General features: G+C 34.7%; 18 protein-coding genes, 1 tRNA gene and 1 pseudogene. 10 read left to right on the top strand and 10 right to left on the bottom strand.

Annotated elements, in window-relative coordinates; all coding sequences use genetic code 11:
- Positions 1-4 precede the first annotated feature (4 nt).
- From HND39_05260 to HND39_05245, 4 genes are read left to right on the top strand one after another with little or no spacing between them, the layout of a single operon-like run.
- The gene (locus HND39_05260; GenBank protein QKJ95732.1) at positions 5-1,228 is read left to right on the top strand and encodes a hypothetical protein; all 1,224 of its coding nucleotides are present in this window, start codon (positions 5-7) and stop codon (positions 1,226-1,228) included.
- Positions 1,229-1,231: 3 nt separating this feature from the next.
- Positions 1,232-1,594, top strand: a complete 363-nt coding sequence (locus HND39_05255) for a response regulator (GenBank protein QKJ95731.1) — start codon at positions 1,232-1,234, stop codon at positions 1,592-1,594.
- Between the two features lie 25 nt (positions 1,595-1,619).
- Positions 1,620-5,153, top strand: a complete 3,534-nt coding sequence (locus HND39_05250) for a response regulator (GenBank protein ID QKJ95730.1) — start codon at positions 1,620-1,622, stop codon at positions 5,151-5,153.
- Between the two features lies 1 nt (position 5,154).
- Positions 5,155-5,826 carry a response regulator gene (locus tag HND39_05245; protein QKJ95729.1) on the top strand — a complete coding sequence of 224 codons (672 nt, stop codon included), beginning with the start codon at positions 5,155-5,157 and terminating at the stop codon, positions 5,824-5,826.
- Here HND39_05245 and HND39_05240 read toward each other — a convergent pair.
- Both HND39_05240 and HND39_05235 read right to left on the bottom strand, forming a co-directional pair.
- Entirely contained in the window at positions 5,823-7,808 is a 1,986-nt protein-coding gene (locus HND39_05240; protein ID QKJ95728.1) for a response regulator, read from the bottom strand. The two genes, HND39_05245 and HND39_05240, sit on opposite strands and share 4 nt — an antisense overlap.
- A gap of 6 nt (positions 7,809-7,814) precedes the next feature.
- Complete coding sequence (locus tag HND39_05235) at positions 7,815-9,182, bottom strand: sigma-54-dependent Fis family transcriptional regulator (protein ID QKJ95727.1); 1,368 nt, start codon at positions 9,180-9,182, stop codon at positions 7,815-7,817.
- Positions 9,183-9,267: 85 nt separating this feature from the next.
- Here HND39_05235 and HND39_05230 point away from each other — a divergent pair.
- A tRNA-Lys gene (locus tag HND39_05230) sits at positions 9,268-9,339 on the top strand.
- A gap of 217 nt (positions 9,340-9,556) precedes the next feature.
- Positions 9,557-9,865, top strand: a complete 309-nt coding sequence (locus tag HND39_05225) for a hypothetical protein (protein ID QKJ95726.1) — start codon at positions 9,557-9,559, stop codon at positions 9,863-9,865.
- 57 nt (positions 9,866-9,922) lie between these two features.
- Here HND39_05225 and HND39_05220 read toward each other — a convergent pair whose 3' ends face one another.
- Entirely contained in the window at positions 9,923-10,879 is a 957-nt protein-coding gene (locus HND39_05220; GenBank protein QKJ95725.1) for a lytic transglycosylase domain-containing protein, read from the bottom strand.
- Between the two features lie 106 nt (positions 10,880-10,985).
- Here HND39_05220 and HND39_05215 point away from each other — a divergent pair.
- The 4 genes and pseudogenes from HND39_05215 to HND39_05200 all read left to right on the top strand — a co-directional run bounded on the left by HND39_05215 (position 10,986) and on the right by HND39_05200 (position 16,314).
- Positions 10,986-11,463, top strand: a pseudogene (locus HND39_05215) (hypothetical protein).
- Positions 11,460-13,553: a glycoside hydrolase family 97 protein gene (locus tag HND39_05210; protein QKJ95724.1), complete on the top strand. Its 2,094-nt coding sequence runs from the start codon at positions 11,460-11,462 to the stop codon at positions 13,551-13,553. The pseudogene HND39_05215 and the gene HND39_05210 overlap by 4 nt, the downstream one beginning before the upstream one ends.
- Before the next feature lie 133 nt (positions 13,554-13,686).
- Positions 13,687-13,866: a hypothetical protein gene (locus HND39_05205; GenBank protein ID QKJ95723.1), complete on the top strand. Its 180-nt coding sequence runs from the start codon at positions 13,687-13,689 to the stop codon at positions 13,864-13,866.
- 12 nt (positions 13,867-13,878) lie between these two features.
- Positions 13,879-16,314 (top strand): DUF748 domain-containing protein, encoded by a 2,436-nt coding sequence (locus HND39_05200; GenBank protein QKJ95722.1) that lies wholly within the window; start codon positions 13,879-13,881, stop codon positions 16,312-16,314.
- A 58-nt stretch (positions 16,315-16,372) separates the two neighbouring features.
- Here HND39_05200 and HND39_05195 read toward each other — a convergent pair whose 3' ends face one another.
- From HND39_05195 to pepF, 7 genes are all read right to left on the bottom strand, one after another.
- A complete protein-coding gene (locus tag HND39_05195) occupies positions 16,373-16,630 on the bottom strand; it encodes a cupin domain-containing protein (GenBank protein QKJ95721.1) in 258 nt (85 codons plus the stop codon).
- Between the two features lie 193 nt (positions 16,631-16,823).
- The gene (locus HND39_05190; protein ID QKJ95720.1) at positions 16,824-17,735 is read right to left on the bottom strand and encodes a site-specific DNA-methyltransferase; all 912 of its coding nucleotides are present in this window, start codon (positions 17,733-17,735) and stop codon (positions 16,824-16,826) included.
- Entirely contained in the window at positions 17,720-18,352 is a 633-nt protein-coding gene (locus HND39_05185; GenBank protein ID QKJ95719.1) for a ThaI family type II restriction endonuclease, read from the bottom strand. Before HND39_05185 ends, HND39_05190 begins: the two co-directional genes overlap by 16 nt.
- Positions 18,353-18,597: 245 nt before the next feature.
- Positions 18,598-19,179, bottom strand: a complete 582-nt coding sequence (locus HND39_05180; GenBank protein ID QKJ95718.1) for a transposase — start codon at positions 19,177-19,179, stop codon at positions 18,598-18,600.
- A 24-nt stretch (positions 19,180-19,203) separates the two neighbouring features.
- On the bottom strand, positions 19,204-19,536 hold the full coding sequence (locus tag HND39_05175) for a hypothetical protein (GenBank protein ID QKJ95717.1): 333 nt from the start codon (positions 19,534-19,536) through the stop codon (positions 19,204-19,206).
- A 141-nt stretch (positions 19,537-19,677) separates the two neighbouring features.
- Positions 19,678-20,322 carry a DUF4412 domain-containing protein gene (locus HND39_05170; GenBank protein QKJ95716.1) on the bottom strand — a complete coding sequence of 215 codons (645 nt, stop codon included), beginning with the start codon at positions 20,320-20,322 and terminating at the stop codon, positions 19,678-19,680.
- A 342-nt stretch (positions 20,323-20,664) separates the two neighbouring features.
- Positions 20,665-22,554 (bottom strand): oligoendopeptidase F, encoded by a 1,890-nt coding sequence (pepF, locus tag HND39_05165; protein QKJ95715.1) that lies wholly within the window; start codon positions 22,552-22,554, stop codon positions 20,665-20,667.
- Positions 22,555-22,560 lie beyond the last annotated feature (6 nt).

Here is a 22,560-nt window from a genome sequence, read left to right as displayed (position 1 = left end):
AAGCATGAAAAACATTATAGCTTACTTCGTTATATCAATTTTCATCGTCCTTCAGGCGTCGCCTCAGGAATATTGGGAGCGAAGATTTAAAACCAACCAGAACCCGGACGAGCTGGTGACCATGTCTGAAACACTGCCTTTCAACCAGGCAATTGAATTGCTCAGCAAAGTGAGCGAAAGTGTTTCCGGAAGAGGAATTGTCGCAACTGTGCAGAAAACAGATCCTATTGGTATTGAAATTACTAATATGCCTTACGATAAAGCTCTTCTTATGATCGTTAATTTTGCTGGTCTTGAGTATGAAATGAAGGAAGATGTAATTATTGTAAAATCTAAAACAAAAGAAGAGCTTGAAAGAACTCCCGAAACTTATGCTCCCCCAACTCAAAGAGAGGTGAAAATATCTGCTCTCTTTTGCGAAATAGATTTGGTCGAAGCAAAAAAAGTTGGCCTTGATTGGAGAGTTTTGCTTTCCGGCGAACAAACTAATCTTGCTGGTGTTTTAAGAGGTGAAACAGAAACATCACGTGAGCAGAGTTCACAAGGTCTCCAACCAGAATTTAAATTGGGTGTTACATCTGATTTTCAGATAGGTGATTTTTTTGGACAAGCAACTGCAGTATTCAAATTCTTTGAACAGAACAATATTGGTGAAATAATTTCAAATCCGAGTATTGTGGTAAGAGATCGAAACGAAGGTAAAATTCAAATTGGATCGGACTTCTCTGTAAGAACAAGAGATTTTGCTGGCAATACAACTGAACAATTCTTTCCAACCGGAACAATAATAATTGTAACCCCTTACGTTCATAAGGAAAATGGATTAGATTATGCACTTTTAGATGTTGCTGTTGAGAGGAGTTCATTCCAGACAAGTGAATTAACAACAGAAATCAGAAAGACAACAGCAGCTACTCAGGTTATTATGCTGGATGGTGAAGAAACTGCTATCGGTGGTTTGTTTGTAAATGAAGAACTTGTAGTTCGTAATGGAATTCCATTCTTAAAGGATCTTCCATGGTGGGTATTTGGTATTCGTTATCTTACCGGGTTTGATCAGACCACAATAAGAAAGAAAGAACTTGTGATTCTGTTAAAGCTGGAGATTATGCCAACGCTTCAGGAAAGATTCGAAAATCCTCAGTGGGAAAATGTACTTAAAAGGGAGATGGATGGAGGCAGGAACAAAATTAAATTGTACGAGTTTGAATCCAAAGAAACCCCTTAACAGATGGAATCAATTCTGATTGTTGATGATGATATTAATTTATGTAGTTTTCTTTCTGAAGAGTTAAATGCAAAAGGATACAATGCAAGGTATTTAACAGACGGAGAAAGCGCAGTAGAATTTTTAATTCAGAATAATCCGGATCTCATTCTTCTTGACCTTAACATGCCCGGGAAAAATGGTTTTGATGTTCAGAAAGAAATCAACAACATCCCGGGCTTCAAATCCAAAGTAATTATATTAACAGCTCAGTCAGATGTAAAGAGTGCAATTGAATGTGCAAAGCTCGGAGCATCTGATTTTCTTTGCAAACCTTATGATTTAGCAGAGCTTCTTTCAACTATCAATAAAGTAAATCACCAGTAAATCACATTCTGTACAAGAGTGATAGATGAAGATCAGTCTCAGAATATTGTTAATCAACTTTCTTATAGTCGCACTGATTCTGGGAACTTCATTTGTTGTGTTCTATTCAATTATTTATGAAGTTCTAACAAACTTTCAAACGCGAAGCCTGCAGCAATCTGCCAGAAGTTTAGTAAGTGTTAATAAGCAGTTCCAAAATGGAATAGAAGATGATTTTATTTCCTTATATACAAATGGAATTGATGATTTATGGTCAGATAAAAAGTTTCAAACGAGCAATCTTGATTTTATTATTGAGCTTAATAATAAATCCGTGTCACATTATGAAGTAAAGAACAATATTAACTTACCGCCAAAAGAATTCAGCTTAAGAGAGTTTACCGCTTCAAATCCGTATCTGATAATGATCTCATACACTGCACCTGATGGTAAAGAATATCTTTATGGGAGAGAAATAAATAATGAAATGCTTAATGATATTGCTCAAAGAGTAAACTCGGAAGTAGCCCTGATCTGGGATGGTTATGTTGCTGATTTTTCTAATGAACAGGCTAATCAAAAATATCTTCACGCATTAAATCTCGCAGCTGAAGATTTAAAATCGAAAGGAAATTTTGAACTTTATCTGCAGGGGACAGAATCTGAAGATATTCTTGCAACTATCTATAAACCTGCCGCCGACGAGAATAAGAATAATTTCTATTATTTAGTATTCTCAACTTTTGCTGAAGCCGGCGAACTTAGATCCACACTTAGAAACATTTTTTTAATAATCGGGTTAGTCAGCATTTCACTCTCGTTAATTTTTACTTTGGTTTTTACTGACAAACTAAGGAAACAATTCACCCAACTAAGTAAAGCCACCGAGCAGACGTATGCCGGAAAGTTTGACAATAAAATTGAAATTAAAAGTAAGGATGAAATTGGTAAACTCGGGATGGCATTTAATAAAATGCTGGACGAACTCAAGAAGAGAGAAGTAGCCAGAAATGAATATGCGGAGTTCATCACGCTCATTAATCAGAATCCAACTTTGAAAGAAATTTCTGATGCCGCTTTAAAGAAAATATTGGATGCGGGTGATTTTATTATCGGTGGATTGTATTCTGTAGAGGATGAATTGAAACTGATTTCTTCTTATGGTCTGAATACAGAAAAACCGGGGCATTCACAAAACAATTCCTTCTTTAAAAAAGTTCTGGAAACTAAACAGAGCCTTGAATTAATTGACGAAGAATCACTCCCGGTTGTCTCCACAGGACTTGTGGAATTAAAATTAAAATATCTGCTTTTCCTTCCGGTAGTTTATAACAATAAACCAGTTGCACTGTTAGAACTCGGTTCATTAACAAGACCCCGGGAAGAAGTAAGAGATTATCTTGAGAAAATAAAAGATCAGTTGGCAATTGGAATTACAAACGCACGTGCTTTATTGCAGTTAGAAAAACTGGTTGCCGATTTAAAGATTCTTAACGATGAGTATCAAAAGCAGAATATTCAAATCAAAGAACAGAATGAAACTCTTCTCTACCTGCACAGAGAGTTGACGGCTCAGACTGAAGAATTAGAAAAGCAAAAACAGAAAGCAATTGAACTGACTGATGCCAAATCAAAATTTCTTGCGAAAATGTCTCACGAGCTTCGAACACCAATGAATTCAATTCTGGGTTTAACAGAGCTGATGCTCGAAAAAGTTGATCTTGAACCACGCAATAAGGAAAGGTTAGAAGTCGTTTTTAACAGCGGAAAAAGATTGATGACTCTGATAAATGATATTCTTGATCTTTCAAAAATCGAAGCCGGTAAAATTGAAGTCATTAACGAAAATGTTTTGTTAGATGAGATCCTTACAGAAGTTTCCGGAGCTATCTCACCACTCGCTGCGGAGAAAAAAATATCGTATGAAATTATCAGGAATATTGAAACGCATACTATTATCAGCACAGATCGCGGGAAAGTAGTTCAAGTACTAATAAATCTTCTTGGTAATGCAATCAAATATACAGACTATGGAAAAGTGACGTTGAGAATTTCCGTACGAAACGAAATGCTCAATTTTGAAGTGATTGATACAGGAATCGGAATCGCAACTGAAGATATCAATTTTATCTTTGAAGAGTTTCAACAGGCGAATAGTACTAAAGCAAAAAAGCGCGGTGGTACCGGATTGGGGCTCTCGATTAGTAAAAAACTTGCTGATATACTTGGTGGAGAACTCACAGTTAAAAGTGAACTTAATAATGGCTCTGCGTTTAATTTTTCGATTCCATTTAAACAGGTGTTTATGATTGTTCCTGATAATCGTTCTATGATGCTAAAAGATGAAGTTGACGCAAATGATAAAAATTTAATACTTGTTATCGATCAGGAAAGAAAATTAAGGACTTCAATAAAACAGGAATTGCTATCAATGGGATATGAAATAGCATTTACTGATGAATCAGCAGATAATCTCAGTTTTGAGGATAGCAGTACACCACTGGCAATAATAGTTGATGCCAAGAATTCCACTAAGAATGTTTGGAAGACACTGTCTGATCTAAAGAAAAATCCCAAAACAAAAAACCTTCCCATAATTTTAATTTCTTTGTTAACGGAAGCAAACATCGGCTATTGTTTAGACACATTTGACTTTGTATTAAAACCTGCAACATTTGAAAACCTTGATGATTCATTTACGAGATTGACAAATCTCCTTAAAAAGAAAATGAGCAAAGTTGTTATTGTAAATTTTGATGATGAGGACTTTAGCTTCTATTCAGAAACATTCAGGAATAATGGAATTGAACTTAGTTTATTTAGTCCGGGCGATTATTTTTTAATGCACATAATAGAGAATCAGCCGGATGTTATTATAATTAATCTGACAAGCCCGGGTGTGGATGGTTTAAAACTTACTCATCAGTTAAAATCAACTTCGAAAACCAGACATATTCCGGTGCTTATAGCTATAAATGATGAATTTTCCGATTCAGAAAAAAAATCATTGAATGAAAGTTTAAAAGAAATAACTTTAAAATCAGAACAGCACACAATAGATGTATTTCATTATGTAAGCAACTGGCTTGAGATTCAAAAACTTGCCAAATCAACAATTGTGAAGGTGCCCGATTCTCCGCCCAATACTGAAAAGAAACCTAAAGCAATATTACACTCAGAATCAAACAATAATCAGCAGTTTGATTTAAATGTTCTGATTGTTGATGATGATTCTAACACATTGTTTACATTATCTGAAATTGTTAAGACGGTAAACTGTAATCCTATTCTTGCTCACAATGGCAAAGAATGCCTGGATATTTTGGAAAATAAAATTCCAGACCTGATACTGCTTGATATTATTATGCCTGAAATGGATGGATTCAAAACCATAAAAAATATTAAAGCAAATACTAAGTGGGCAGAAATCCCTGTTATTGCAGTGACTGCAAAAGCGATGAAGGAAGATAAAGAAATAATTATCAGGCATGGTTTTTCAGATTATATTCCCAAGCCTGTAAACCCGGCATTTGTTTCTCACAAGATTCAGACATTGATTACTCAATTGAAAACCACATAAAATGAAAAAGATTCTTGTAATAGATGATCTGCCCGAAAATGTTTTCATACTCCAGGATAGATTGATTCAGGAGGGATATGAAGTCATCACTGCGTATGATGGAAACGAGGGATTAGAGAAAGCAAATGAAGTATTACCCGATCTTATTTTGTTGGATGTGATGATGCCTGATATTAGTGGATTTGAAGTTTGTAAAATTCTCACCAACAGTGAAAAAACCAAACATATCCCTATAATTCTTGTTACTGCAAAAGCCAGCGCTGAAGACACTAAGGAAGGACTTGAGGCAGGAGCATTTGATTACATTAAAAAGCCATTCAACAGGATTGAATTAATGGCAAGAGTAAAATCAGCCTTAAAATTATCTGAAGCCAATAAACAGTTACTGGAAATTGAGAAAAGAACAACCTTCATTGCTACTATTGTAACAGCAAATCATAAAATAAAACAACCACTTACTCTTCTTAGTCTTTCTTCTGCCGCACTTAAAAATGAATTAGAAAAGGAAGTCATAACTAAAGACGCAATATTGAGTAGAATAAAGTACATAGATGCAGCAATAAAAGATATTGGTGATGTACTTAATAAACTTAATGCTATTACAAATCCGGAATTGTCTGACTATGCGAAGGATGTAAAGATGATAAGAGTTGAAGAAAAGGAGGAGACCTAAATAAATTTCCGTATTGTTGCAAGCATCGATTCAAATTCGTATGGTTTATTTAACTGACCATTAATTTTATATTGTGTCAGCTCTGATTCGTGACTTGCCCACATACTGCCAGAAGACAAAATAATCGGCAGATCCAAATTTAACTTTCTAATTTCTACTATTGTTTCAAGTCCGGACATTCCCGGCATATTATAATCAATTATTGCAAGATCAACTTTTATTTCTTCAAGAAGCACTGTGAGCGCTTCCTTTCCTGATGAAACTTTAATTACTGAATAACCATTTGTTTCAAGCAATTCAGCCAGCAAATCTCCAAGCATTGGTTCATCATCAGCCAGCAGTATTATCTTTTCACCCGGCTCCGGTTGTTTTTCTTTCGGTGGTTCAAAAGCCGGAATATAAACATCAAATGTAGTTCCGGCGCCTGGTTTACTTGTTACGTCGATTATCCCATTGTGTGCTTTAATAATTCCGTACGAAACGTATAAACCTAAACCCGAACCTGCATCTTTAGATTTAGTTGAAAAATAAGGATCAAATATTTTTGTCAGATGTTGCTCTTCAATGCCCGCACCATTATCCTTTACTGAAAACTTCACATAATTCCCAATTTTTAAAATTGGCAGAAACGCAATGTTGTTTTCATCTATGGAAATATTCTTTGCACTAATTTTAATATTTCCTTTTTCGTTGAAGGCTTCCTTTGCATTAACACATAAGTTGAGGAGTACCTGATAAATCTCGGTCCCGTTTCCTATAATATCATAAAGATGTTCGTCGATTTCTTCTGTAAGCGTAATCGTTCTCGGAAAAGTTTGAGTTACAATTTTATTTATCTCATTTAATATCTGATGAGGTTTAACAAGTTCTTTTCTTTTAGGAGTCGGTTTGCCGAACGAAAGTAAACGTTTGGTTAAGTCACGTGCCCTGACAGAACAGTTTTCAATATTATCAATTAACTTTTGAACATTGTCTGATTGATCGACACGCTTCCGTAATAAGTTTACGCTGCCGAAAATGCTCGATAGTAAATTGCCAAAGTCATGCGCCATACCACTCGAAAGTTTTCCGATAGTTTCCAGCTTTTGTGTCTGCAGCAATCTGTTTTCTAATGCTGTATTAAGATTCCGTGTACTAATGTTGGTGATTACAAATGTCAGGAGAATAGCAAACTGTTCCAGCAATTGTATTTCATCATTAGAAAAACTATTTTTTTTCTTTCCAACAATTAATGTGGCAATCAGTTTATTCTCAAAGATACAAGGTGAAATTATCAGATTATCACAGCCGATAGAATTAGCAAGATTACTCCCCAGGTTATTCTTCTGGTTAGCTGCAATCAGTGAAGACTTATTCAGAATTAACCATTTTGAAATAAACTTATAATCTGAATTGACGACTTTTTCGACTTCTGGTTTGTTAATTATTATTTTTCTTTGATCGAAGTATTTGAATTCTCTGGTGGAATTTTCATTTATAAAAGTTATGATACCGAGATCACTTTTTGTCAGGAAAATAGATTTGGATAGTACTTCTTCAGAAAGTCTGTCGATAGAATTTTCTTTAACTAATAGAGTCAGAATATCCTGTAACACACTTCTGAAATCTAAATCGTTGGGTTTTGAAAAGGACAGAGAAGTTTTTTCTAGAAGTTCGCTTGTTGGTTCCGTGAGTTCTATTTTGTAATTGTCAGGAGTTTTCTTTTTGTTTTTGTCAAAGAGAGGAACAATATGTAAAACTTTATTAATCTGATGGATGTGTCTGTAGGTGGGTTTAGTATAAACAGAATCAATCTCTTTATCGATTCCAAATGAACTTAATAAGCTGACCAGATCCTTTCCCTTTAATCTGATCCCGGTGAAATTTTCCCTGAACTTTTTGTTGTGCCAAATTATTCTCAGTTTACTATCAGTTATAGCTACCGGAATGTTTTCTCCGAAAACAAGATCAGGCGAATATTTGGCAATTATGCTCGAAGGCATTAAAAATTAAACTGGTTTTAATTCATATTTCTTGATTTTGGTATACAGAGTCTTTGGACTAATTCCAAGCTGATTAGCTGTCTGTGTTCTATCCCATCTGTTTTTATCAAGGACTTTTTTAATGTGCCACCGCTCAAGTTCTTCCATACTTAAAATTTCCTCAGCATGTTCAATATCCGTGTGTTTTCTGGTTGGAGTTTGATAGGATTGAGGAAGATTTAAATCTTCAGGATAAATAACATCTCCTTCTGCAAATATTAAAGCTCTTTCAATAATATGTTCAAGCTCTCTTATATTACCGTTAAATGAATAACTAATGAGCATATCTTCTGCTTCCTGTGAGAGATGTTTTGGTGAGCGTATCGGAGATTTTTCCTTTATGAAGTAGTTTGCAAGCAGAAGAATGTCTTCCTTTCTATCTCTCAGTGGTGGAATTGTTAGCGTAATAACATTTAACCTGAACAATAAATCTTTACGAAAATTTTTATTGTCAGCTTCTTCAAGAAGATTTCTGTTTGTCGCACCAATAACTCTTACATGAGATGTTAAAGTAGTAATTCCCCCGATCCTTCGGTACTCTCCATTTTCAAGAAACCGTAACAATTTTGGCTGAAGTGAAAGACTTAGTTCACCAATTTCATCGAGGAATAATGTACCGCCGTGAGCAATTTCAACCAATCCTTGTTTAGTATTTTTTGCATCTGTAAAAGCTCCCTTTTCATGCCCGAAGAGTTCACTTTCAATAAGTTGGTCGGGCAGAGAAGCGCAATTAATTACAACGAAAGGTTTATCTTTTCGTGCGGAGTGTTTATGAATGTATTCTGCCAGAAGTTCTTTTCCCGTTCCGGTTTCTCCTTCGATAAGAATATTTGAATCAGAAATTGCAGCTTTGTTTGCAAGATTAAGAACTCTTTTAAGCTGGGCGCTGTTTCCAACTATATTTTCAGATCCCTTTTTACTTATCTCTTTGGTTAAAATTTCCGTTTTAACAAGTAAATCTTTATGCTCAAGTGCTCTGCCGACGGTGAGCATCAGATCATCAAATTCATACGGCTTGGTTATAAAATCGTAAGCACCTGACTTGATACATTCAATTGCTTTTCTCATTTCTCCCTGAGCAGAGAGTATAATAACTTGTAGCGAAGCATTATAATCTTTTACAAATTTAAGTACTTCCTCTCCCTGAACTTCCTTCATATTCAGATCAAGCAAAAGTATATCATAATTTGATCTTTTTATTGATTCTATTGCAAATTTACCATCATAGACGGCGTCAACTTCAAAACCTTCTTCGAGAAGTTGTTCTTTAAGAAGATAACAGAGAGTTTCATCATCATCACAAACAAGAATTTTGGAATTTTTAAGAGAAGCCATATTTACCGCCAATCGATTTTGGTGTTCAAATCTTTATTTTGTATTAGAATTATCAACTTACTATATTTGAATTCCTTTTTAAAAAGGGCGCGTAGCTCAGGGGTAGAGCATCTGCCTTTTAAGCAGAGGGTCGGTGGTTCGAACCCACCCGCGCTCACTCTATTTTCTTTCCCCATAATTATTTACAATGACGAACCCCTCTAAAAACTTAGTTAATTAGCACTCAATATTAATATTTATATGTAAAAATTACAAACACAACACCCTCAATTAACTATAAAAAACCCTCATTTGAACTTAAAAATTTAGACTTTTTATACTGGCATTATATTAGCAAATTGTCAATAACCTTTTATTTAATAAAGATATTTTAATTGGGCGCAATAGTTTTCTGGACAATCATCAGGACAGCAATGACAATTCCCGTATTGTGGATATTAAGATTGCACATGGATATTCAACTATGGTGGATTGTCAGCGTCGCAGCAATTTATGTACTTATCATTCATCCTGCAATGGCGAGCTATAGATGGTTTGAACAGCACAACAAAAAAGTCATTGAATCAACACTCTGTTCTAGTTGTAAACATTTTGATAGCTCTGCAGTACTTTGTATCAAGTACGACAAACACCCAACCGAAAACTACATCCCCTGTGATGGTGTTGACTGGGAACCAAAATAAAGTATTATAAAAAAATTAAATATTTTTTACAGAGTCTTTAAAAACTTTTAACCAATCTCAATCGTTAATTATTTCAATACTACCTTCCGATGGCAGCTTAATTGAGTATTTCATTCCTGATTTGTTGTTAAGATAATTATCACGCAGCCAGGGGTTGTACATCTTCAAAATAAAATAATTTATTCCTAATCCTTTAGCATAGTCTGCTAAGTCAGTAACTGAACTGTCCAATATTATTTCAGTATATTCAAGTGGTTTGTACTTCTCCTTATCTTTAATATCGAACCCATACTTTTCAGGATTTTGCAAAATGTATTTAAGAGATACGATCCTCGCAACAAATCTTGATGTTTCTGAATTCAAAACAAGATTGAAATAATTTTTTGCTTTCTGTCTTTCCTGTTGATTTTTTACTCCATCCTGACCCATATTATAAGAAGCAGCGGAAGTAATCCAGCTTCCAAACATATTGTAAGAATCGAGAAGATATTTGCACGCAGCTTCTGTAGATTTTTCAACATGATATCTTTCATCAACAAGCGAATTTATTTCCAGACCGTATTTTGTTCCAGCTTCTTTCATGAATTGCCAAAAGCCTGTTGCTCCAGCAGGGGAAACAACATTTTCCATATTACTTTCTGCAACACATAAATATTTAAAGTCATCCGGAATGTTATTCTTCTTTAATATAGGTTCTATTACAGGAAACCACCTGCCAGCTCGTTTAATTGCAAGTATAGTTGCTGAATGCCAGTAAGTATTTGATAAAAATTCTCTTTCCATTCTTTCATAGACTTCAAAGTTATCGGTTGGAATTTCTTCTCCGGCGAATTCAAGATAGGCTGGTATTTCGGGTGAAACTATTCTGTATCCCTGTGGAAAATTTTCATCGGGATTACCGTTTGCAATAGTTTTGTTCTCTGTAAGTAACAGCACTGTAATAATAAATAAAATTCCGATTGTTATTAGTATTCCAAGGGAAATAAAGTAGAGATTAGATTTGTTATCTTTCATAAAGAGTTCCGCAGTGATTTTGTATTTTTTTATAGTTTTCGATTGCGAGTATATCAATTTTTAATCTAAAAGGAAAAACAATTAGCCATCATGCAATTATTTTGATATGAACACAAGTTCTGATCCCGAGATAAAATCTAATAAACAATATCATCCTCAGATGCATTCAGCAGAACATATACTCAACCAAACAATGGTGAGAATGTTTAATTGTGGAAGGTCCTTCAGCAATCACATTGAAAAGAAAAAATCGAAATGCGATTATCATTTTCAACAGGAATTTAACTCAGGAAGAAATTGCAGAAATAGAATCAAGAGTAAACAAAATTATTCAATTCGATTTGAAAGTAACAGAAGAATTTTTTTCTAAAGAAGATGCAGAAGAGAAATTCAATCTGTCAAAATTGCCAGATAATGCCGGAGAAAAAATCAGGATAATTAAAATCGGTGATTATGATGCATGTCCCTGCAGCGGTTTACACGTTTCAACCACAAAAGAAATTGGCGGTTTCAGAATAATCTCAACAGATTTTAAGGAAAGTGTACTCAGAATCAGATTCAAATTACAGAAAGAAAACGCATGAGGAAAAATTTTATTTATCTGAAAACTATAGTCGTTTTAATTGTAATACTTTTATTCCATAGTTGCGGAAATGGAAACAATGAAACTGAGCTGTTATCGCCTGATGGAAAAATAAAACTTATTTTTTATTTGTCAGGTGAAGGCAAAGCCGGTTACTTAATTAATTATTCGGATAATAAAATAATTGATACTTCGTATTTTAGTTTTGATTTTAAAGATCAGGAATCCTTTGGAAAAAATCTAGAGATTGTAAACATATTCACTTCATCGTTTGATCAAACATGGCAAACAGTATGGGGTGAGCAGCGATTTATTAGAAACAATTACAAAGAATTAAAGATTGACCTACAGGAAAAAGATCAGAATAAAAGAAGATGTTTTATTACTTTCAGAGTTTTCAACGATGGCGTCGGATTCAGGTTTGATTTTCCCGAACAGGAAAATTTTAACGATGTTGTACTACTGGACGAAAATACGCAATTCAAATTAACCGGCGATCATACCTGCTGGTGGTCTCCAGGAGATTGGGACATATACGAACATCTTTTCAACACAACGAAATTCAGTGAAATAAATGCTCTTGCTAAAAGAGGAAATGAAGCGCTTGCACAAACCTATATTCCTGAGAATGCCGTTAACTTACCGGTCACAATGAAAACAAATAATGGAATGTATATCAGCATACTTGAAGCAAATCTTACAAACTATGCAGATATGACATTAAAAGTTGATAAAGAAAATCTTCTATTTCAAAGTGAACTCGTTGGAAATGATTCAGGAATAAAAGTTAAAACAAAAACCCCTTTCGTTACTCCGTGGAGATTAATTTTAATTAGTGATAAAGCCACTGATTTAGTTAACTCAAGAACAATTTTAAATCTCAATGAACCAAATATCATCGAAGATGTTTCCTGGATTAAACCTACAAAGTTTGTTGGTATCTGGTGGGAAATGCATCTTGGTAAAAGTACCTGGGATATGAAAAGCGGCAGACATGGGGCAACAACCGAAAATGCTAAAAAATATATTGACTTCGCTTCAGCTAACAGTATTGGTGCTGTGTTGATTGAGGGATGGAATACCGGATGGGAAAACTGGTTTGGTGATCACGATCGCGAAGGTATTTTTGATTTCGTTACTCCGTACGCTGATTATAATTTGAAAGAAGTTGTTCGATATGCAAAAGAAAAAAATGTTCAGATCATTATGCATCACGAAACATCAGCTGCAATTCTGACTTATGAAAAACAAATGGACACAGCTTTTGCTCTCTGTAAAAGTCTGGGAATTCATGCAGTCAAAACCGGATATGTGGGACAAATTCTTCCCAATGGTGAATATCATCACGGACAATGGATGGTTAATCATTACAGAAAGGTTATGGAAAAAGCTGCCGGATATCAGATTATGATTGATGTACACGAACCAATAAAACCAACTGGACTGAGAAGAACTTATCCAAACTTAGTTAGTGCCGAAGGTTTGCGTGGTCAGGAATTCAATGCCTGGTCGCCGGATGGCGGAAACCCACCCGAACATTTAACAATAATTCCTTTCACACGAATGCTTGCCGGACCAATTGATTATACTCCGGGAATATTTGATATAAAATTTGATAAGTATAAAAAAGAAAATCAGGTTAACACAACACTTGCTCATCAGCTTGCAATTTATGTTGTGCTTTACAGTCCGCTGCAAATGGCTGCAGACTTACCTGAAAATTACGATGCGCATCCTGCGTTTCAATTTATAAGAGATGTTGGGGTTGATTGGGACACTTCAATTGTTCTGAATGGTGAGATCGGTAATTACATCACTATTGCAAGAAAAGAAAGAAACACAGATAAATGGTTTCTCGGAAGTATTACTGATGAAAATGAAAGAACGATTGAAATTTCTTTAGATTTTTTAGATGAAGGCAAAAGTTATAAAACAACTTTATATCAGGATGCAGAAGATTCTCACTGGGATAAAAATCCTACTGGATACAAAATTGAAAGCAAAGTGCTCAACAATTCAGACACGTTGAATTTAAGATTAGCACCTGGCGGCGGTACGGCAATTAGTTTTATACCACAGAAGTATGAATAGATATAGTGTGGCTGTCATTCCCGCTTGTCGGAATCCGAATGTAGCTGCTCAGATCCCAGATTCGTCCGCTAATCGCAGACTTCACCGGAATGACAATCCCTGGTAAACAATTATAATTTATAATGTGTTCTTTATGATTGAATATTTTGATGGGATAGTAATCGCAGATTATTTCATTGTTGTTTTTCTTGTTGCTTTCTGGAAATCATTCAGCAAAAAAAAGAAAAGCGAAAACTCAACTGATTACATTCTTGCAGGGCGTCGAATTTTACGTAATTTTGTATTATCTGTTATCACTACTCTTATTATATAAATTATTATTTGGATGAAATTTTTTACGAAAAAAATCCCTAAAATTATTTTCTGGTCTGTACTATCTCTCTTCCTGGTATATACAGCAGCAGGTTTTTTCATTGTACCGATGGTTATAAAAAGCCAGGCAATTAATTACATAAAGATAGAACTTAAACGTGATGCTGAAATTGAATCGGTTTCCTTCAACCCATTTACATTTTCACTTTCGGTTGAAGGATTTAAATTATACGAAAAAGAAAAGAAAGAAATCTTTATTTCGTTTAAAGAATTTTTCATCAACTTCAGTCTTATGCCGTTGATCAATAAAGAACTTGATTTTCAGGAGATCAGACTGACCGAACCAAAAGGTAATGTTATCAGACTTAATCAGGAAGAATTTAATTTTTCAGATTTGATTAAGAAATTATCTAATCCCAATACAGATACCGTTACAACTGACCCAAAGATAGGTCCTGTTAAAACTGGTATAATCACGGATCAGGTTAACAAAGAGGAAAGTAATTGGGAAATTTTAATACGCAAATTTGAACTGGAGAGACTGTATTTATTGATAACTGATAAATCGATTGCCCCACCAGCAGAAACGAAAATTGACAGCTTCAGCGTTACTGTTACTGATTTACATCTTAATTCAGCGGACACATCGGGATTTCATTTGACCTCAAAACTCAGACGAGGCGGAACATTTTCGCTTAGCGGAAATTTTTCAATGACTCCATTAAAAGCAGATTTAAAATTTTCATTCAATGAAGCCAGTCTGGTGGTTTTATCTCCATACATTTCAGATTTTGCATATCTGCGGCTGGATGACGGAAAACTTTCTATTGATGGAAATCTCAAACTGAACGAACCATCTGCATCCGATAAAATTCAAGTATCATTTAATGCGAACTCAAAACTTGAGGATTTAAAACTTTACGATACAAAAAACGATGAAAGATTCCTTGAATGGAAAACTCTTACGGTTTTAGATATTAAAGGGACGTTCAACCCAACACAGATAAGCATTGGCGAAGTTGATCTCAAAAATCTTTATGCGAGGATAGCCATTGCTGAAGATAAAAGCTTTAACCTGTCTGAACTATTTAAAGTATCACCTGCAGCAGAAGATTCGGGAGAGATCTCTGATACACTTGCTATGGGATTTACCGATCCCAATGCACGTTTCATTAGTCTCACTGATACGAATCAACCTTTCGTTGAGTCTGTCGATACCGGAAAGAACCAAATAGATTTTGAATATGATATTGGTAAGATAAAAATTGAAAACAGTGAAGTGTTTTTTTCTGATTTTAGTCTGCCGCTGAAGTTCGCATCGAAGATTCACAATATGAATGGAGAAGTAACAGGTTTTACAAGTGAAAATCCTCTTGGTGCAGAAATAAAACTGCAAGGAACAGTCGATGAATATGGTCTGGCAAAAATAGAAGGAAAAATGGATCCGTTCGATCCGATAGCTTACTCTAATATCAAAGTGAATTTCCATAATATCGAAATGACAAATCTTACCCCATATTCAATTGACTTTATTGGTTATTATCTGGAGAGCGGGAAACTTTCTCTCGATATTCAATACAAAATTGATAAAGGAATTCTTACTTCATACAGTAAAATATTTTTAAACAAGTTTACACTTGGAGATGAAGTTGAAGGTGAAGAAGGATTAGGTCTGCCGATTAAACTTGCAATTGCACTTCTGAAAGATGCCAACGATAATATAGATCTTGACCTTGAAGTAGAAGGAGATTTGAATGATCCAGAAACAGATACCGGGGCTTTAGTCTGGTGGGCAGTTAAAAGGGTTCTCACAACAATAGTTACAGCACCATTCAGGTTTTTAGGAAACTTGCTTGGAATTGGTGGAGAAGATCTCGAATCAGTTGACTTTGAAGCTGGAAATGCAAAACTTGAAAATCATCAGTTTGAAAAGATGATAAACCTGTCAAAGATAATGGCAGAACGCCCGGGAATTGTTTTGGAAATTTATGGAGCTGTTGATACAATCACAGATGGAAGGGCAATTCGCGAAGCAAAGTTTGACAGCATTTATAATTACAGATTAACAGGACAGAACTTTAGTGATTCGAGTTCATCTCCGACAAATAATGATTACACCAAAGGTCAGCAAATTATTGAAGAACTTTATGTGCAAAGCTATGATGATTCAACTCTTAGCTTAATTAAAATTAAAAATTCAATTGATTCTGATGGTAACGGTGATTTAAGAAATTATCTCGATGAGTTAAGAGAAAAAATTATTTTAGTTCAACCTGTTTCTGTAATTGAATTTCAAAATCTTGCAACTACACGAGCCGAAGCAATTCAAAATCATATGTTGACCGTTCATCAAATTCCTGCAGAACGAATAGTGATTAAAGAAAATGAAATTTTTGAAGAAGAAGACAGGAACTGGGTGAGATGTCCGCTGGGAGTTGGTGTACTTTAGTTTTCAGTTTAAGAATTCAGGAATGTTTTCATTATTAGATATATAACAAATCTTCATACTATTTAAATACAGCTGTTCCAGTTGTTGCCGTTGGTCCAAAGCCAACTTCCTGATATGTAACATCGCTATCTCCAGCTTTTATATAGTGCGTTTGGTTTGCTGGAATGCAATACACTTCACCATTTGAAATTTCAAACATCGCAGAGTTATCAATTGACTTTCCGAATCCAATATAAAGAGTTCCAGAGAGTACAGTACCATAACGCGTGTCAGGATGTTTGAGTGGCGGTAACTGTCCATTAGCTTTTAATTTCACCCTAAATATGTAAATGTTCTCATCTTTCTCATTTCCGGTTATCCATGTATAACTGAATTGAGGGTAACTTTGTTGCAGACCAAACCATCTAAGCGTGTCAGGATTAATTGGTCTCAGAGTTTCTTGTTGTGCGAAACAAAATGAGGTTATGCTTAAGGTTAGATATATAACTATGGTTAAAAAATTAATCATTTCATATCTCCATTTTTATCTGGCTGGCATATTCAGTAATTCGTTTATTAGCTAACTGTATATACTTTTTGTTGGTGTCATAACCGATAAAATCACGTTTATTTTTTACAGCGGATAAGCTAGTAGTACCACTACCAACGAAAGGATCTAATACCACATCGTTTTTGAAAGAATATAAATTTATTAGACGTTTTGGAAGTTCTTCGGGAAAGGGAGCGGGATGACCAATTTTTTTTGCAGATACGGGTGGAAAAGTCCATACACTTTTTGTCCACTCTAAAAATTCTTCTTTCTTAATAGTGCTTTCTTTTCCATTTCCCGAATGGGTAAATGATGATTTGGAAAAAATTAATATATACTCATGAATATCTCTAAGAACCGGATTTGCTGCAGATAGCCAACTACCCCAGGCTGTAGAAGGGCTGGCATTTGCAGCTTTGTTCCAGATTATTTCTCCTCGCATCATAAAACCTATCTCTGTCATATCTTTAATTATGTATGAGTGCAAAGGGATATATGGTTTTCTTCCAAGATTAGCTACATTTATACATGCACGTCCACCGGGAACTAATACACGATAAGTTTCCTTCCATACATTTTTAAGCAGGAGTATATATTCTTCAAGATTAAGATTATTATCATATTCTTTGGTTACATTATACGGGGGAGATGTTATCATCAAATGAATAGAATTATCAGGTAATTCATTCATCTGTTCACTTGAGTGGCAAAAATGAGAATTAATTATTTCGGTTGGAATTTTGTTCTCAAGATAAATTAATTTTTTATCAGGAAGTAATCCTTCATATAATCGCGAGTTATAAAATTTTGATGAGTCGTGATTAATTCTACCGGGGCTACCAAAAGAACTTGTTGTGGTTCCATTTTTAGATAAATTTATTCTTGATCCCATAAGTCAATCCATCTTTTAAATGCATTAAATTTAATATCCTCTTTTTTCCAATCAATATTCACAAATTTATTCTTTTTATGTTCAACCAACATTTGCAATGCCTTAGTTGAAATTTCAACGCCTCTTGGATTTGTTCCTTTACTTGGCAATTTAATATAATTCTCTCTGCCCAACAATTGAAATACTTCTAACTGTATTTCGAGCGGAATATAGAATAAACCACCTTTGCTTCCCCAATTTATTTTTACAAAAATAATATCACAGGACGGTTTATATGTATTCTGAAATTCTACTGCATTTTCAGCATCAACTGTCCAAATCAGTTTCACACCTGTGTAACTATTTCCTGTCTTAGTTTTAATAGATATTGAGTCACCAAATAATTTAACATCCACTTCAGGTTCAGTAATAGGAATTTCTGTTTCGACATTTCTTTCGCCAAATTTATATACCAGTAGTGAAACAATTATTCTTTCCCTTATTGAACCTACTTCCATTCCAACTTTTCCAGCTCTTTGGCTTTCTAATTCAGCAATTTGAAATAGCTTTGGTAATTTATTCTGAATTTTCTTAATAGTCTTTTCTTCGGTAAAGAGGGGTAATATTTTTTCGTTCATAAAGCTGTTTTATAATTTCTTTAGTTGGGTCAGTAAAATAGTGATTTCAAAATAAATTAATTTAAGCAATCACCGAGGCAGATGGATTTTATAATAATTTCTGAATTTATTTGAAATAAAAATAAATAAAAAAGGTCGGCTGTTAAACCGACGCTAGGATTTTTAAAAATAATTTTCAGTTTCATTTCTCCGGATAAATTATTTTCCAATCGTTTTTCATATCAACAACTGTGCAAACCTTTTAATCAGGCATTATAATATTCATCCAGTTCCCACTTGAGTGGATTGTTTTGTATATAGGTTCTTATCCTGTGTAAATCATTATCATTTCTAATAATATGCTCATAATAATTTCGCTGCCATATTCTTAATTCAGAATTACCGGATAGTTCTCTTATTTTTTTTGTTACGGATGATTTGAAACCTCTTACAATAGCACCGAGTGTATGAGACGGAGATATAAATGTATCGTTTGTAGGGGCGTATTGTATACGCCCCGAATCGATTTTTTCGGGCGAATTCAATTCGCCCCTACCTTTTATAATCACATCTTCGAACGATTGTTCAATAATAATTATTCCATGCAAATGGTTGGGCATAATTATATAATAATCCAGATCAACATTCTTCCTTATTTCTTTTGTTTGCAGCCATTCTTCTTCAACAATTTTACCATCCTCATTTAAAACCATTTTCCCATCTGCAATTTTCCCAAATAAATTTATTCTATTAAATGTGCAAATAGTTACATAATACCATCCGGGAAATGAATAATCATATTCCTTTAGCCTGATGTTTTTACGCTGTGGTCGATTTTCATTGTCCATTAAAAAATATTTCAATAATGAGTGTTAGGGATAAATTACTTTCCAATCATTTTTCATATCTACAACCGTCCAGCCATTGGAATTTGCTTCTTCCATTAATGAATCAGAAAAAGTTCCTCTCTTCGATTCGGGACCGTAAGCCCATTCACGTTCGGCATCAGTGTGATGAACAATCAGCATTAATCTTTTTCCATCTCCGGCTGCGGTCCATTGAAGCATTTGCAAATCGCTAGCCGAATTTCCGAAAGATGCAATTAGTCTTTTACCGATGAACTGATTAATCGCAATCGGTTTACCATCTTTATCATCAACAAAATTTATTTCTTGCAATCGAAACAAAACTGGTTTGCCGTTCACAATTTAAAAATTGTTTTTATTCATTTATCATTTTATATGGAGCAACTCGGATTTTTTTGGTTTGTTAACGAACGCTTCAAAGCAGAAAATAATAAGGCGGAAAAATTCTCCGCCCTAAAAAATTGTCTATGGTTTGAGTTTCTATTTCATCATATCTTTAATATTACCCATATTTCCCATGTCAAGTTTTTGGTATGAAGGAGGAAGAGTAAACATATCAGCACTCAATTCTTTTGGCGTGACTTCAACTACTGTGTAATTGCTTTCTACCACTCCGTCTTCATCGTATTCAGTTACTTGCAGCGGGAAATAACCTTCTTTCAAAACTTCATTCTGCCAGCCTGCTACATCTTGCTGATTTTGAGTGAAGAACATAAACGAACCAAGTTCTTTTGTCATCCATGCTTCGCCTTTTGAATCTTCATCTACAAACGTAAATTTTTCACAATCATGACCAAGTATTTTTTTTGTCTGACCAGTTTTGGTGATACTACGGGTACTGCTATTGCTATTTTCACCCATTCCCTGCAAATCAGTTTCCATATACATTTCCTGTTCATCCATAATTATGTACATTTTTGAATTCTTGGTGTCAAAAAGGATATAGCCGCCCTCATCAGGTACTTCCATTCTCAACTTATTATCTTTTGCTAAGTAATTCATTACTTGTTCTTCACCATCCGTTTCAACAGAGAAAACTACTTTGCCTTGAAATGCTGATTGTGCAAAAACATTAGTGATCATAAATATTAAGAACACTGTTAGGGTTGAACAAAATAATTTCATTAAATCCTCCACATTTGATTATTTCAAAATTATCATCTTTTTATTTCGGAAAAATTTCCTGAGTGAACTTTATAAAAATAAACTCAATTTGCAAGTTCGATTGTATTAAAAATCTTTTTAATATGAACGCTTAAAAAGCTTGAAGCTGAAAAAAGCTGTCCAGGTTAAGAGTCTGTCTTAATACTGTCATTCCGTCCCGAATTTATCGGGATCGGAATCTATTGCTTTGAAATTGAAATGGAATGAGAACCTGAAACCTGTCTGCCGACAGGCAGGCGAGTTCAGGTTGACAAATTGCTAGTTCTCTGACAAACTCCAAAGCTGTAACAGCTAATAAAATGTTTATCTACCAATCTTTTTCAATATAGCTTCCATCTGATCCATTACACTATTCATCTTTTTCATTGTGAGCGCAACCGGTTCCGGTGACATCGGATCAATTCCCGCATCTTTAATTAACTCGGTTGGATATTTTGATCCACCGCCTTTTAGAATATTATAATATGCGTCAACACCCGCTTGACCTTTCAATGTCATCTTTTCTACAAGTGCCGTTCCGTAAATGAGAGATGTTGCATATTGAAAAACATAATAATTATAACCAAGAAAATGTGGAATGTATGACCATTCATACTGAATGTAATCATCGACTTTGCAAACACCCTGATCGTTTCCGTAATATCTTTTAACGATATCAAAATAAATTGCACACATATCTTCACCGGTAATTGGTTCTCCGGCTTCTACTCTTTTATGAATTTCCCATTCAAATTCTGCAAAGGAAGTCTGACGAAAGATAGTGGTTCTGAGTAATTCGAGATAGCTCCCAAGAAGATAAAGTTTCTCTTCATCATTTTTAGCATGATGAACCATGTAGTTGTTCAGCAAATTTTCATTTACTGTTGATGCAATTTCTGCAACGAACGTAGCATAATCCGCTTTTGAAAAAGGCTGTGTCTTGTTTGAAAAATAACTGTGCATTGTATGACCAAGTTCGTGAGCAAGAGTGGAAACTGATTCATAATCATCTGTCCAATTCATTAATATATAAGGATGAACATCATAAGCCCCGCCTGTTGAATATGCACCGCTTCTTTTTCCAACCGTTGGAATGTAATCGATCCACCGATTGTTAAATGCTGTTTGTAATGTTGAAATATATTCAGTGCCAAGTGGTTTTAGCGCCTCAAGCAGTATCTGTTGTCCTTGTTCAACTGTAAAACTCATGTCAACTTTCTGAACAAGAGGAACATATAAATCATAATAATGCAGTGTATCTAATTCAAGCATTTTCTTTTTCAGATCCAAAGCACGTTGAAGAGTTGGTAAATTTTTATTAACCTCTGCAATCAGTGTTGTGTAAACGGACACGGGAAGATTATCTGAATTCAAAGCGGCTTCCATAGAAGAATTATAATTTCTGTCCTTCGCATAAATCCAATCCTTCTTTACTTTTCCACCGAGATTTGCACCGAGAGTATTTTTGAAATCGCCATAGCTGTTAAAAAATGTTTCAAAAACTTTAGAACGATCTTCGCGGTTATCCAATGTTCTATATCTGGTGTATGATGCTGGAGTCAGTTCAATCTCTTCACCTGTTGATATAGTAACTGTTGGAGCCGGTTTTTCTGCATTAGTGAAAATATCGTAAACATCACTTTCAACACCAGAAACTAAACCGAAGCTTGCAAGTATTTTTTCTCCGGCTTCATCAAGTGTGTGTGCACGAAGTCTTTGAATGTTATCAATATACATATTGAATTCTTTTGCAAGTTCCGGTTTCTCTTTAAAAAACTGATCAACCTTCTCCTTCGGAATCTGAAGAATTTCTGGTTCCATAAATGCAGTAACTTCGCCAAGCTTTGTTCCGAGTGCGCTCATCTGCTGCATCATTGCCTGATTTGCAGAAATATTCAGGTTTTCATTGCTCAGGTTGCTGGCATAAGTCCATGCTTTTGATAAAGTCTTTAGGAGATTTGATGAAGTTTTTAATGCTGTGTAAAGTTCATCAGCACTTTTGCCAAGAGTTCCTTTAAATGCAGCAAGTTTATCAACGTCTGTTTTAAGCATGTCAACATCTTTTTGCCATGCATCAGTAGTTGGATAAATATCAGAAAGATTCCATTTGTATTTATCAGGAACGTCTTTGCGTTCGGGTGATTGTGCGAATGTAAAAGCAGCAATCAGAATAGTGAACAATATAATTAGTAAAAAATATTTGTGATGCTTCATTATTAT

The organism is Ignavibacteriota bacterium (genome assembly GCA_013285405.1).
Lineage (GTDB): Bacteria > Bacteroidota > Ignavibacteria > Ignavibacteriales > Ignavibacteriaceae > IGN2.
This window is presented reverse-complemented; position numbering and strand designations above follow the sequence as displayed.